The sequence below is a fragment of the Actinocrispum wychmicini genome (assembly GCF_004345645.1).
Classification (GTDB): Bacteria; Actinomycetota; Actinomycetes; order Mycobacteriales; family Pseudonocardiaceae; genus Kibdelosporangium; species Kibdelosporangium wychmicini.
This window is the reverse complement of sequence record NZ_SLWS01000002.1, coordinates 97546-110571: the sequence shown is the minus strand read 5'-3', so window position 1 is coordinate 110571 and position 13026 is coordinate 97546. Positions and strand designations below refer to the sequence as shown.

17 protein-coding genes are annotated in these 13026 nt (G+C 68.0%); 9 read left to right on the top strand and 8 right to left on the bottom strand.

Annotated features, from left to right (window positions below; translation table 11 throughout):
• Nucleotides 1–4 precede the first annotated feature (4 nt).
• From EV192_RS09125 to EV192_RS09100, 6 genes are all read right to left on the bottom strand, one after another.
• The gene (locus tag EV192_RS09125; RefSeq protein WP_132113389.1) at nt 5–283 is read right to left on the bottom strand and encodes a hypothetical protein; all 279 of its coding nucleotides are present in this window, start codon (nt 281–283) and stop codon (nt 5–7) included.
• Complete coding sequence (locus tag EV192_RS09120; RefSeq protein WP_132113387.1) at nt 273–521, bottom strand: PLD nuclease N-terminal domain-containing protein; 249 nt, start codon at nt 519–521, stop codon at nt 273–275. Before EV192_RS09120 ends, EV192_RS09125 begins: the two co-directional genes overlap by 11 nt.
• A 7-nt stretch (nt 522–528) precedes the next feature.
• The gene (locus EV192_RS09115; RefSeq protein ID WP_132113385.1) at nt 529–846 is read right to left on the bottom strand and encodes a universal stress protein; all 318 of its coding nucleotides are present in this window, start codon (nt 844–846) and stop codon (nt 529–531) included.
• 57 nt (nt 847–903) lie between these two features.
• Nucleotides 904–1551, bottom strand: coding sequence for a response regulator (locus tag EV192_RS09110; RefSeq protein WP_132113383.1), 648 nt, complete (start codon nt 1549–1551; stop codon nt 904–906).
• A 118-nt stretch (nt 1552–1669) separates the two neighbouring features.
• Nucleotides 1670–1885, bottom strand: coding sequence for an SHOCT domain-containing protein (locus EV192_RS09105; protein ID WP_243726738.1), 216 nt, complete (start codon nt 1883–1885; stop codon nt 1670–1672).
• Nucleotides 1886–2135: 250 nt separating this feature from the next.
• Nucleotides 2136–2537, bottom strand: a complete 402-nt coding sequence (locus EV192_RS09100; RefSeq protein ID WP_132113380.1) for a hypothetical protein — start codon at nt 2535–2537, stop codon at nt 2136–2138.
• 136 nt (nt 2538–2673) lie between these two features.
• Between EV192_RS09100 and EV192_RS53685 the strand changes: the two genes are divergently transcribed.
• From EV192_RS53685 to EV192_RS09085, 3 genes are read left to right on the top strand one after another with little or no spacing between them, the layout of a single operon-like run.
• Nucleotides 2674–3033, top strand: a complete 360-nt coding sequence (locus EV192_RS53685; protein WP_165960299.1) for a universal stress protein — start codon at nt 2674–2676, stop codon at nt 3031–3033.
• Nucleotides 3030–3422, top strand: coding sequence for a CBS domain-containing protein (locus tag EV192_RS09090; RefSeq protein WP_165960298.1), 393 nt, complete (start codon nt 3030–3032; stop codon nt 3420–3422). Before EV192_RS53685 ends, EV192_RS09090 begins: the two co-directional genes overlap by 4 nt.
• A 2-nt stretch (nt 3423–3424) precedes the next feature.
• Nucleotides 3425–4294 carry a universal stress protein gene (locus tag EV192_RS09085; protein WP_132113376.1) on the top strand — a complete coding sequence of 290 codons (870 nt, stop codon included), beginning with the start codon at nt 3425–3427 and terminating at the stop codon, nt 4292–4294.
• On the opposite strand, the gene EV192_RS09080 is transcribed toward EV192_RS09085, so the two are convergent.
• Nucleotides 4291–6036, bottom strand: a complete 1746-nt coding sequence (locus EV192_RS09080) for a GAF domain-containing sensor histidine kinase (RefSeq protein ID WP_243726737.1) — start codon at nt 6034–6036, stop codon at nt 4291–4293. The two genes, EV192_RS09085 and EV192_RS09080, sit on opposite strands and share 4 nt — an antisense overlap.
• A 188-nt stretch (nt 6037–6224) precedes the next feature.
• Between EV192_RS09080 and EV192_RS09075 the strand changes: the two genes are divergently transcribed.
• Together EV192_RS09075 and EV192_RS09070 are read left to right on the top strand one after the other, a co-directional pair.
• A complete protein-coding gene (locus tag EV192_RS09075) occupies nt 6225–6896 on the top strand; it encodes a CBS domain-containing protein (protein ID WP_243726736.1) in 672 nt (223 codons plus the stop codon).
• Nucleotides 6897–7199: 303 nt separating this feature from the next.
• Complete coding sequence (locus EV192_RS09070) at nt 7200–7856, top strand: flavin monoamine oxidase family protein (RefSeq protein WP_132113374.1); 657 nt, start codon at nt 7200–7202, stop codon at nt 7854–7856.
• 380 nt (nt 7857–8236) lie between these two features.
• Here EV192_RS09070 and EV192_RS09065 read toward each other — a convergent pair whose 3' ends face one another.
• Complete coding sequence (locus tag EV192_RS09065) at nt 8237–8902, bottom strand: BON domain-containing protein (RefSeq protein WP_132113372.1); 666 nt, start codon at nt 8900–8902, stop codon at nt 8237–8239.
• Nucleotides 8903–9101: 199 nt separating this feature from the next.
• On the opposite strand from EV192_RS09065, the gene EV192_RS09060 reads away from it, so the two are divergent.
• From EV192_RS09060 to EV192_RS09045, 4 genes are all read left to right on the top strand, one after another.
• Entirely contained in the window at nt 9102–9491 is a 390-nt protein-coding gene (locus tag EV192_RS09060) for an ArsR/SmtB family transcription factor (protein ID WP_132113370.1), read from the top strand.
• 87 nt (nt 9492–9578) lie between these two features.
• Nucleotides 9579–10061, top strand: a complete 483-nt coding sequence (locus EV192_RS09055) for an NADH-quinone oxidoreductase subunit B family protein (RefSeq protein WP_207925948.1) — start codon at nt 9579–9581, stop codon at nt 10059–10061.
• A complete protein-coding gene (locus EV192_RS09050; protein ID WP_132113368.1) occupies nt 10058–12076 on the top strand; it encodes a proton-conducting transporter transmembrane domain-containing protein in 2019 nt (672 codons plus the stop codon). Before EV192_RS09055 ends, EV192_RS09050 begins: the two co-directional genes overlap by 4 nt.
• The gene (locus tag EV192_RS09045; RefSeq protein ID WP_132113366.1) at nt 12073–13020 is read left to right on the top strand and encodes a respiratory chain complex I subunit 1 family protein; all 948 of its coding nucleotides are present in this window, start codon (nt 12073–12075) and stop codon (nt 13018–13020) included. Before EV192_RS09050 ends, EV192_RS09045 begins: the two co-directional genes overlap by 4 nt.
• Nucleotides 13021–13026: the final 6 nt, after the last annotated feature.

Sequence of the window (13026 nt, the reverse complement as noted above, 5' to 3'; positions counted from 1 at the left end):
CTCCCTAGTAGGCGAAGACCGCTGGCCGCGGCTCGGAGGGCACGGTGATGGTGGCAGGGTCCGTGTGGCTGCTCGGTTTGGGCAACGGCGGCTCACCGGCACGGGTCCGCTGTGGACCTGGGCCGCGCGGGCGGCGTTCGCCGCGTTCGTCGTGCAAGGCCCGGTGTTGATCGGGTTGGCGACGGCCTTGCGACCGCTGGCCGCGCCGGCCGAGGTCAAGGCACTCGCTGTGGTCGTCGGCGGGATCGTGGGGGTCGTTCTGCCTGGGCTCGCTACTCGTCACCCGCACCCGGCTCGGCCGGTTCCTGTAGATGGCGGCCGAACCGGAAGTAGACGATCGGGCCGATGAAGTTGATCGCGATCACCAGCGCCCACATCGCTTTCGGTCCGTTGACCAGCTCACGCGGCCGGTGCGACAGGTCGTACCACGCCCCGAGTGCCAGCGTCGCCTGAACAGCGCCGCCGATGACGATCGCGCGCCGTTGCCGCGGTTCGAGATCACGCCATCTCTTCTTGTCCATCAGCTCATCATCTCCCTTGGGCGGGAATGATCACGACCGGACAGGGGGCGTGCCGGACGCACGCCTGGGTGACGCTGCCGAGCACGCCGTTCTCGGCGACGATCGCGTGCAGCCGTTCAGCCCGGGTCTCCCTTGGTGTCTCAGGCGGCGTGCCGTAGGGGAGAAGTGCCATGGACGCGGCTGGCATGAGCGCGGGCGTACGGCGTTGAACATCGACCGCGGCCACGACAGCGCCGGTGGTCGCCGCGAGGTCGGTAGCCCAGCGCAATGCCGCGTGGCTCGCGGGCGATCCATCAACGCCGACAATGATCTTCTGTGTCTTCATACGCCCAGATTCGTGCCTTGGCCACGGCAGGGGCGAAGGACCCTGGGGACGAGGGTCTTAGCGCTGTTCTTCGCGTCTGCGGGTGGCGTAGACGGCAGCTTCGGTGCGGCGTTCGAAGCCGAGTTTGTGCAGCAATGAGGAGACGTAGTTCTTGACGGTCTTCTCAGCCAGGTACAGCTGGCTGGCGATCTGCCGATTGGTCATTCCCTCGGCGATCAGGTGGAGAATGCGCCGCTCCTGCGGGCTGAGCGAGGCGTAGCGCGGGTCCTCCTGCTCGCCGCCGCTGCGCAGCCGGTTGAGGACGGTGGCGGTGACACCCGCGTCCAGCAGTGAGCCGCCGGTAGCGAGGGTGCGGACCGCGCCGACCAGGTCGTTGCCGCTGACCTGCTTGAGCATGTACCCGGCCGCGCCGGCCATGATCGCGCTGAACAGGGCCTCGTCGTCGGAGTACGACGTCAGCATCAGGCACGCCGGAGGTGGCTCGATCGACGCGCGGATATCCCGACAGACCGAGACGCCTTCGCCATCCGGGAGCCGCACGTCCAGGATGGCCACATCGGGCCGGAGCGCGGGGATCCGGGCCAGGGCCTGGGCGGCGGTACCCGCCTCGCCGACAACCTCGATGTCCGGCTCGGCCTCCAGCAGCTGTTGCAACCCGCGGCGGACGACCTCGTGGTCGTCGAGTAGAAAGACCGAGATGCCCATGGTGACTCCTTGAGGCCGGCAACGAGAACGCTACTGGAGGTCTCGCGATCTCCACAGTGCCCGCCGACGGGCGATGCCACCTAGGGCCGGGTGCCAGGATTGGGAGGGTCGAAAGGCCCTACTGCCGCAGAGCGTCCCAGCGCCGCCGGTACTCCTCCTCGTCGATCTCACCGCGGGCGAACCGCACGACCAGGATCTCCTCCGTCGACTCGCCCTTCGCTGGGCCGGCGCGGCGGAGCTGACGCACCACGATCACGCCGAGCGTGACCAGACCACCGAGGAACACGATCGTGGTGATGGCGGTGAACAACCAGCCGAGCCACCCAGGACCCACCCGCTGTAATACCAGTGCATGTGACTCTCCTTCGTCACCCGCACTGTCGCCTGGTGGCGGCACGGCCGGCAGTTCCGAAGGGACCGGTCCGCCAAGTCCTCCGGCCCGGCCCTTCATTCCAGTGGAAATTGGATGCGGCTTCACGGTACCGCTCATCTTTTGTTTGTGCGCACCAAAGTAGGGTCATGTACGTAGCTGGGCGTACGAGCGCTGGTTGACGCGCTTGGTGAGGCAACGACCGGACCATGCTCTACTTCCGGCTAACCCAGCGCCACCAGAGCGTTGGCGAGCTCCGGGCGCTGGAGTGGACGGCCGCGATCGTCCGCGCCAACTGGCGGATGGTGTCCGTCAACGGCTCGCCGGCGCGGACGAGCGCGCTGAGCCTGCGCTCGTCCGGCATCCGGCGCATGACCACGAGATGGTCACACGGTTCACCGTCCGGGCCGATGATGTCGGCCACGCCGAGATACACGTCCGGGGCGAACCTGGCGTTGAGTTCGACCTCGCGGCGGCACGCCGCCAGCCGTTTGGCCCGCGTACTGAAGTCCAGGGATCCCATGTCCACGGGCTTCTTGATCTTGTAGGCGCGGTCGCCGGCCAAGAGCACCACGGCGATGTGGGTCTCGTGCCGGGTCATCCATCCCGCGGTCATACGGCGAATCGTCCAAGCCGGAGCCACGCGGCCGTTAGGGACTAACGGCCCAGGTGGTGTGGGTCGGTCGCCACTGCGTCACGGGCATCGTCATGGGGGATTGTTCAGTAGTACCAAGCCATCTGTGGAGGAGCCGATGAACACCCTGTCGCATCACCGTCGGCCCGTCGTCGTGGGCGTCGACGGTTCGTCCGCCGCGCTGGCCGCGGTTCGCTGGGCCGCAGGAGAAGCGGCACTGCACCGGCTTCCTCTCACCCTGACGCACGTCCAGCATGACCCCACCGGTAGGTATCCGGACCAGACGATCGAGGACGCGATGCGGCCCGCGCTGCACGCCCAGGCCGAGAAATGGCTGCGCGGAAACGCCCAGTTGATCGTGGTGGGCAGCCGGGGACTGGGCGGATACCACGGCATGCTGCTGGGCTCCACCAGCCAAGCCTTGGTCAACTACGCCCAATGCCCGCTGGCAGTCATCCGGCCCAGGACGTCGTCATGACCGCCGTCGCCGCGCGCGCCGCCGAGTTGGCGACCGCGCCGGTGATCTCCATCGACGCCGAAGTCGACGCGTTGGCCGCGTTGAGAACCATGCAGGCCAATCAGATCAGGCACCTGCCGGTGCTCGCCGACGGCCAGTGTGTCGGCCTGCTTGGCGAAACCGATCTGCTGTTCGGGTTGTTGACCCGCACCCGAGGCCCGCTGCCCACCACAGGGGAGTTGTGCCACCGGCCGCCGCCTACAGTGGACGATCGAACCAGCCGGGCGGACGTCGCGCGGATCATGCAGGAATCCGGCTGCGACGCGCTCGTCGTGTTCTCCGGACAGCGGGTGGTCGGCGTGCTCACCGCGGTCGACCTCGTCCGATCCCTTGCCCAGGAAGGAAACTGACAATGTCCATCAAACCCGTTGTGGTCGGTGTCGACGGCTCGGAGTCGGCGCTGCGCGCGGTCCGCTGGGCCGCCATGGAAGCCGCGGCCCGTAAGATCCCCCTGCGTATCGTGCACGCCTGCATGCCGGTGGACGGCAGGTCGCCGTCCCCGATGCCGCCGTCGATGGCGGACACCGTGGTCGCGGCCGGCCGCCAATGGCTCACCATCGCGGCCGACGTCGCCAAGGAGACATGGGATGACGTGAGTACCGAACTCGTCCGTGAGTACGAAGTCGACGCGTTGATCCGCGGGTCCCAGGACGCGCAGTTGATGGTGCTGGGTGCCCGCGGTCACGGCGGGTTCGCCGAACTGTTGATCGGGTCGGTCGCGGTGGCCGTGTCAGCCCGTGGCCACTGCCCGGTCGTGGTCGTCCAGGGCGCGGACGTCGACCGCACCGGCAAGCCGATCGTGGTCGGTGTCGACGGCTCCCCGGCGAGCGAGGGCGCCATCGCGTTCGCCTTTGACGAGGCGTCCCGGCGGGATGTTCCGCTGGTGGCCGTGCACACTTGGAGCGACCCGGTGACCGCGTCCGCGTTCGCCATGGCGCCGTTCGCGGTCGACTGGTACGAGGTACGTACCGAGGAAGAGCAACTGCTCGCCGAGCGGGTCGCGGGCTGGCAGGAGAAATACCCGAACGTCCGGGTGCAGCGCGTGGTCACCCACGACCACCCGGCGCGCACCCTGATCGACCAGGCCCGCAACGCCCAGTTGGTCGTGGTCGGATCACGCGGACGCGGGCCGGTCGCGGGCATGCTGCTGGGTTCGACCAGCCAGGCGCTGTTGCACCACGCGCCGTGCCCAGTGGCCGTGGTCCGGCCCGACGAACCCTAGTCCCGTGTCGGTAGCGGGACCGCCCAGGTGATGGCGGTCCCGCTACCGGGTGTGGAGTCGATGTCGCAGGTGCCATGCCAGCGCGCGGCGCGCTCGGTGATATTGGCCAGACCGCTTTGGCGCTCCGGCTGCGTCGGCATGCCTTTGCCGTCGTCGCGGACCGACAGCCGCAGGCCTGTTCCGTCCCTGTCGACCCGGATACCGATGGTGACCGTGTGCGCTTCGGCGTGCCGTGCGGTGTTGGACAGCGTCTCGCGGAGTGTTGCCAGTACGTCGGGTCGGATGTCGTCAGGGACCAGGCTGTCCAATGGGCCGTCCATGCTGACTGTGGGTTCGAACCCGAGCGCGCCGGCGCCTTCCTGGATCACCCGCAGCAGTTCGCCCCGCAGGCTGACTGGCCCGCCTGGGGCCTCTTGCAGGGAGAAGATGCTGCGCCGGATCTCGCGGATGGTCTGGTCGAGGTCTTCGACGAAGCCGGCCACCCGGGTGCCGACCTCTGGTTTGACCACCAGTCGGGTCAGTCCTTGCAGGCCAAGCCCGATCGCGAACAGTCGCTGGATGACCTGGTCGTGCAGGTCGCGGGCGATCCGGTCGCGGTCCTCGAACACCGCGAGCCGTTGCCGGTCCTCCTGGGCCCGCGCGAACTCGATGGCCAGTGCGGCGTGGCTGGCGAACGTGGTCACCATCCGCAGGTCCGGTTCGAGGAACGGGATCTGCCCGGCGGTCTTGGCGACCACCAGCACACCCAGCACTTGTTGGCCGGCTGCCAACGGCGCCAGAACGGTCGACCCCAGTTGTTTGAACGCGACCGGTGCCTCGCCGGCCCAGCCGATCGGTGACTGATCGGCCGACCCCACTACGTTGTCGATCACCCGAGGTTCGCCCCGACTGAACACCTCGCCGAGGACACTGCCCATGAGCGGCACCTGATGGTCGACCAACTCGGTGAAATCGCCCTCCACCAGCTCGAACACCAAGCGGTCAGTCAGCTCGTCGGGCAGGGCGACCGCCACCAGCGGCGCCCCGGACACCTCAGCCGCGCGGCGAGCGACCAGCCGAAGCGCGCTCGCGGAAGTCTGGTCGGCCAGCAGCGCCCCGGTCAGCTCGTTCGACGCCTGCAACCACGCCTCACGCTGACGAGTCTGCGCGAACAGGCGCGCGTTCTCGATCGCGATCCCCGCGGCGGCGGCCAACGCGATCACGACCGTTTGATCCTCCTCGGTGAACTCGCTGCCGCTCTTCTTCTCAGTCAGGTAAAGGTTGCCGAACACCTCACCACGGACCCGCACCGGCACCCCCAGAAAAGACTTCATCGGCGGGTGGTTGGCGGGAAACCCGTACGACTGCGGATGTTCATGTAGATCAGGCAAGCGGATCGGTTCGGGATGCTTGATCAGCAGACCCAGGATGCCCTTGCCGTGCGGGAGATCGCCGATCAGCTCGCGCTGCTGGTCGTCGATGCCGATGTAGATGAACTCCTGCAGGCTGGTGCCTTCCGGGGCGAGCACGCCCATCGCGGCGTAGCGGGCACCCACCAGGTCGATCGACGACTGCACGATCCGCCGCAACACATCCGGCAACGACAGGTCACTCGCGACGGACACCACCGCGTCCAGCAACCGATGGATCCGATCCTGGGACTCCAACACCTCGGCAGCCCGATCCAACAGCTCACGCAACAACGCGTCCAGGCGAAGCTGGCTCAGGTCGGGAATCATCCGGTCACTGGACTCATCTCTCACCGCGCGCCTCACCTAACGTCATGCCGTGGGCTTCCGACAGTTGAGGCTAACGTGTGCCGCAACCAGCGGCGACCTCCAGGCAGGCCATGCTCGGCGAAGATCGCGAAGACCCGGTCCGGCCGGGCCGTTGGCCCCTATCTCCGGCGGACGCTACACAGCGACAGTAATGCCGATACGAGGAGGTTCCGATGCACAATCCCACTGTCGCCAGCGTGATGACCAAGGACCCGTACACCGTCGGCCCGGACACCGACTTCAAGACGATCGTCGACCTGTTGGCCGACAAGCAGATCAGCGCGGTCGCCGTGATCGCGAAGGACGGCCGCCCCTTGGGCGTGGTGTCCGAGGCTGACCTCCTGCACAAGCAGGAGAACGACGGCGAGGACGAACACCACGGCCTGTTCACCGGCAAGCAAACGCGACAACGCACACGCAAGGCGAACGCCCTGCAGGCCAAGGACCTGATGACCGCCACTGTGTATTCAGTGTCGCCGGACGACACGGTGACCTCCGCCGCTCGGGAGCTGGCCCGGCGCGGCGTACGCCGACTGTTCGTCACCGACAACGGAAAGATCGTCGGTGTGGTCTCCAGGCGTGACCTGTTGAGTTTGTTCCGCCGGTCCGATGAGGACATTCAGCACGAGGTCATGCGGGAGGTACTCGTGGGTACCCTGTGGGCCGATCCTAAGTCGGTCACCGTGACCGTCCACGACGGTGTGGTGACCATGCTCGGTCGGCTGGAGCGCAAGTGCGAGGTCGAGATCGCCGGCCGGCTCGTGCCCAAGATCCCCGGTGTGATCGAGGTCCGCAACCGCCTCGACCACACGTGGAACGACATGCCCGAACGCCAGCAGGCATAAGGCCCGCTCTCGGCGCATCCAGTCTTGGCCCAGTGCCGGCTGGGCCCGCGCTGGATGTCGGACCGGTAACTGGACATGATCTCTCCGTCGGGCACGCTGATGCGGCCTGCCAGACAAGACGTCGACTGGATTCGCATGTTCCCGGTGCCGGCAACGATCTACGGCGGTGCCTGATGGTGTCCCCGACGCGGCACCCGCACCGGGCCGTCGCGAAATGGCCGGCGGTCGCCAGGCGGCGACACGGTAACCAAGTACACCTACCCCACGGGCGCCGAGCAGCCGCATACGCTGACCCGCGCTTCAATGACCGGCCCCGGTTCTGATGCGTCGAACTTCACGTCGATCAAGGACCCGGAGAAACGCCTCGCCGCCATCCTCAGCTACGACAACTTCTCCTTCGGCCAATACCTACGCCGGGAGATGGGCTGGAAGGCCGACCGGATCAACTACGTCGAAACCGTCCTCTCGGCCACCGGCAACTTCGACCACGCCGTGCCCGAGGTCGTGCTGTCAAGGGGCGAGTTCGACCCCAACGCACGCTGGGCGACGCTGGAAGGCGGGCTGGGCAAGCTCACCGCGGCGATGGCGGACTACCTGCGCGCGCACCACATCACCATCCACATGACGACCCCGATCGCCGCCGTCGCGTCCTGGGCAGTGGAGAAGAAGGCCGCCATGCGACGGTTGGCCACCGAGGACCTGTACAAGGTCGGCCTCCAGTTCCCGAAACGCTGGTGGGACAGCCCCGGCGGCCAATCCCACACCGACCGCGCACCGTGGTGGCTCGTGTACCCCTCGGACCCGAAGATGAACACAGTGCTGCTCTACGCAACATCATGCAACGCAACGAGGGCTACGTGTCCTTCGCCGGTGAACACCTCAGCCTGCACCACGGCTGGATCGCCGGCGCCTACCAGTCCGCGCTGCTGGCTGTCAGCCACGCCCTGGGCGTCATCGTGAACCCGATCAGCTTCGACGCCGCGCCACCCCGACCACGCACCGGGACAACAACCGCTCGCCGGGCCGTCAAACTCGTCAGGTGACTCTCGCGGGAGCCTGTCCCGGTAGAGAACGCGGCCAACCAGTTTGGCCTGGGCGATCGTGACGTTCGACGATCATGTCTGTTCCCTGGTTCTTGTCTCGGCTTGGCCGAAATCCGACGACGACGGATGTCGACGGGAAGTCCCGGTGGAGTAAGGCGAATCGCCTCTCGGCCAGTTCTGCCGCTGTTTCCCGGCGCCCCGCGCGCCCGGGGCCAACGTTGTCGCGAGCTCCGCTGCGGCAGCTGTGTAGTCGTCCGGGCGGGCCGACGGCCGAAGGGGTGCGAGCGAACGAGACAGTTAGAGCCCGGTGATCATGAGGTCGTCGACGTCGTAGCGGATGTTGTTGTGGACGGCGACGACCCCGGGTACGTGGTGTGCGGCGTGGCCGGCGCGCTGGACGGTGCTGTGCAGGGTGAGGGTGCCGTCGAGGGTGACGATTCCGTCGGTGACGCACACGGTGACCTGGTTCGGGTGGCTGGTTCTGGTCGCGAGGTCGGCTTCGACATCGGTTTCGATGGCGCTGTCGCTGCGGACGAACAGGTGTAGGGCGTCGCGGCGGGCGAGCATGCCGACCAGGTGGCCGGAGCAGGTCACGACACAGATCTGGCGGATCCGGTGCTGTGCCATCTGGTGTATGGCGGTGCTGATCGAGGTGCGTGGGGTGGTGGTGATCGGTGGCGTGGTCATGAGGTCGGCCGCGTGCAGGGCGGAGGATTTGTGCCATCGGGCGCGGCCGTGTGAGCCGGCGAGCAGGGGTAAGGGGTCGGTGCCGCCGTGGAATTCCAGTTTGGTCAGGATGTCGGCTTCGGTCACCACGCCGACCGGCCTGCCGCTGATGTCGATGACCGGCAGCGTGTCGATGCCGTGGGCGAGCATGGTGCCGGCGAGCTCTTTGAAGGTGGTGTCGGATACCGCGGTGATGACGTGTCGGGTCATCACGTCGTGCACGGTCGGCTCACGCATCTCCGCCTCCCGCTCCCGTGAGGGCGATCACGGCCCTCCGTTGAGGTACGCTCTTTCGGACTTGCTAAGATTGGCAACTATTGAACCATGCGACCGAGTGTCCTGTCCTTGCTGTATGGCGCGGACGCGGGAGGATCGGCGGTATGTCGACGATCGATGGTCCGGGTTGCCGGATACGGGCAGGTAGGGAGGGGTGCTGGTGAGCAGGCCCCTGTATCAGCTCAAAGCGGAGTTCTTCAAGACGTTGGGTCATCCGGCCCGGATCCGGGTGCTGGAGCTGCTCAGTCAGCGGGAGCACGCGGTGGCGGAGATGCTGCCGGAGGTCGGGATCGAACCGGCGAACCTGTCCCAGCAGTTGGCGGTGCTGCGCCGCGCGGGGCTGGTGACCACGCGCAAGGAAGGTTCGACCGTCTACTACTCGCTGATCAGCCCGCACGTGGCGGAGTTGCTCGCGGTGGCCCGGCAGATCCTGACCGGCGTGTTGTCCGGGCAGGTCGAGCTGCTGGCAGACCTGCGCACCCCCACGTCGGCGATGGCGGGGGTGGACCGGGACTCCGGTGCGTCCGGCTCTGCCCCGTCGACCGGCTAGGCCGCGGACACTCCGCTGGCCCCTGGCGGGGTGACCGCCCCCTAGTCCCTCCGAGAACCGACACGTAATCAATGCGGGAGCGAGACTGTGCTGGGTTTGTGGCGCAAGATCCGCGGGACCGGGCGGGTTGCCGAGCCCGCGCCACCACGTCCAGCCGACCGGCTGCCGGCCGCGGCGCCGCTGGGTGGGTCGGTGCAGATCCGGCATGTGGACGCGGGCTCCTGCAACGGGTGTGAGGTGGAGATCGGGTCGGCGTTCGGGCCGGTCTACGACGCCGAGCGGTACGGCGCCCGGCTGGTGGCCTCGCCTCGGCACGCTGACGCGCTGGTGGTGACGGGGCCGGTGACCCGCAACATGGCCGAGCCGCTGCGACGTACGTACGACGCCGTGCCTGGTCCCAAGCTGGTGATCGCGGTCGGTGACTGTGCCCGGAACTGTGGTGTGTTCGCGGGGGCGTACGGGGTGGCCGGTGCCGTGCGGGACGTGGTGCGGGTGGATGTGGAGATCGCCGGGTGTCCGCCGCGGCCGGAGGCGATCGTTGAGGGGCTGCGGAAGCTGACCGGCCGATGAATCTCGCGGGACTGGGACTCGGCGTTGCCGGGCTCCTGGGTGTGCTGGCGGCGGTGGCCGCCCTCGTGGCTCCGGTCCGGTTGCGGCCGGCGCTGGTGGGTGTGGGTACCGCGCTCGCGGGTGCGGCTGGTGCGGTGGCCGGGATCGCGGCCGTGGGCGGCGAGTCGTTGTCCGTGGCGCTGCCGGGAGTGCTGCCGCTGTCGGGGGTGTCGTTCACGCTCGACGCGTTGGGGGGATTGTTCGTCGCGGTCACGGGATGTGTGGCGGTCGCGGTCGGGGTCTACGCGATCTCCTACACCCGATCGCACGGCTTGGACGCCCGTCCGGCGCAAGTGGTGTTCCCGCTGTTCGTGGTCGCGATGCTGCTGGTGCCCGCGGCGGCGAGTGTGGGCACGTTCCTGGTGTGCTGGGAGTTGATGGCCCTGTTCTCGCTGCTGTTGGTGGTGGCGGAGCACCGACGCCGACCACAGGTGGCTCAGGCCGGCCGCTGGTACGCGGTGATGACCCATCTCGGGTTCGTGACCATCCTCATTGGACTGTTAGTGCTGGTCGCGCACGCGGCGGACGACTCGTTCCCCGCGTTGCGCGAGGCCGGCCGGCACGTGTCGCCGTGGGTTGCCGGGCTGGTGTTCGTGGTGACGCTGGCCGGGTTCGCGTCGAAGGCGGGGATTGTGCCGTTGCACGCGTGGCTGCCGCGGGCGCATCCGGAGGCGCCGAGCCACGTATCGGCGTTGATGTCGGCGGCGATGGTGAATCTGGGTGTGTACGGGTTGGTACGGGTAGGGTTCGATCTGCTTGGCGGCGGGGCACGCTGGTGGTGGCTGCTGGTGCTCGCGTTGGGTGCGGTCTCGGCGGTGTACGGGATCTTGCAGGCCGCGATGAGCACGGACCTGAAGCGACTGTTGGGGCAGTCGACGACGGAGAACATGGGACTGGTGCTCATCGGGGTGGGTGCGGCCGGGTTGTTCGCCTCGTCGGGTAATCGAGTGCTGGCGGGCTTGGCGTTGGCGGCGGCGCTGTTGCACGTGGTCAACCATGCGGCGTTCAAGACCCTGTTGTTCCTGGCCGCCGGCTCGGTTCTGCACGCGACCGGCACTCGGGATCTGGACGCGCTCGGTGGTCTGCGGTCGGGGATGCCGTTGACCACCGGGGCGTTCGGGCTGGGCGCGTTGGCGGCGTCGGCGTTGCCGCCGGGCACGGCGTTCGTGTCCGAGTGGTTGTTGTTGCAGGCGTTGATTCATGGGCTGTCTTCGGGGGTGGCCGCGGCGATCGCGATGCCGGTGGCCGTGGCGGCGGTCGCGCTGACCGCCGGGCTGGCAGTGGCCACCTTCGTCAAGGCGTTCGGCGTGGGGTTCCTCGCCAAACCGCGTACCGCGGCTGCTGAGTCCGCGCGGGAGAGTCCGCCGAGCATGCTCATCGGGATGGGACTGGCTGGTGCGGCATGTGTGGTGTTGGCGGTGCTGCCGATGGCGGCGCTGCCCGCCGTGGGAACGGCGACAGGTATCGCTGTGGGGGCAGGCGATGTGACGGCGTCCGGGGCGGTGACCGTACGGCTGGCCGGGGTCACCGGCGCCTTGTCGCCGCTGATGCTCACAGTCGCCTTGCTGGTGGGTTTCGTTGTCATGGTGGGTGTCCTGCGGCTTGTGGTGGTGCGGCGGGCGCGTCGGATCGTGCGTCTATGGGACTGCGGTGGTGGTCCGATGTCGGCGCGGATGGAGTACACGGCGACCTCCTTCGCGGAGCCGTTGCAGCGGGTGTTCGACAACGTGGTCCAACCGGAGACCGATGTGGACGTCACTCATCACGAGGAGTCCCGGTATCTGGTGCGGGCCGTGGAGTACCGGCGGCGGGTGCCCGACCGGATCGAACGCCGGCTTTATGAGCCCGTGCTCGCCCTGGTGTCCCTCTGGGGGCGAGTGGGACGGCGGCTGGCCACCGGGAGCGTGCACCGTTATCTCGGCTATGGCTTCTACACCGTGTGCGGGCTGCTGGTCTTGCTGGCGGTGATTCGGTGAGCGCGCTGGGAGTTGTCGGCGGGATCGGGCAGCCGGTGCTGATAGTGGCCGGATCTCCGTTGCTGGTCGGGGTGATGCGACAGGTCCGGGCCAGGCTGGAAGGCCGTGCCGGGGCAGGTGTCCTGCAGCCGTGGCGGGATCTGCGCAAGCTCTTCGGCAAGGAACGGATCACGCCGCACGGAACCAGCGAGGTGTTCCGGATCGCGCCGCTGGTGTTGATGGCCACCACCCTGGCGGTCACGGTGGTGGCGCCGTTCGTGACCACCGATTCGGCGGTGGATCCGGTGGCGGATCTGTTCGCGGTGGTGGCGTTGCTGGCGTTGGGCGCGGTGGTGCTCGCCTTGGCCGGGCTGGACACGGGGACCGCGTTCGGCGGGATGGGCGCCAGCCGCGAGATGACGATTCTCGCACTGGTCGAACCCACGCTGCTGGTGTCGATCTTCGCCTTGTCGGTGCGGGTCGGCTCGACCAACCTTGGCGCGATCGTGTCGTCCACCCTGGATGATCCGGCGCGGGTGATCTCTCCGGTGAGCTTGCTGGCCGCGGTGGCGTTGGTCGTGGTGATCGTGGCGGAGACCGGTCGGCTGCCGGTGGACAACCCGTCGACGCACCTGGAGTTGACGATGGTGCACGAGGCGATGGTGTTGGAGTACGCCGGCCCGGACCTGGCGCTGGTGGAGTTGGCCTCGGCGATGCGGCTGTCGGTGTTCCTGGGGCTGTTGGCGAACCTGTTCGTCCCGTGGGGGATCGCGACGTCGGCCGCGCCACTGGCCGTGGCGGTCGGCGGGCTGGCGTTGGTGGTCAAGGTCGGTGTGCTCGGTGTGGTGCTGGCGGCCGGGGAGGTGTTCCTGGCCAAGCTGCGTCTGTTCCGGGTGCCCGAGTTGCTGGCTGGGTCGTTCCTCCTCGCGCTGCTGTCCGTCTCGGCCTCGTTCTTCCTGGCCTGAAAGGGA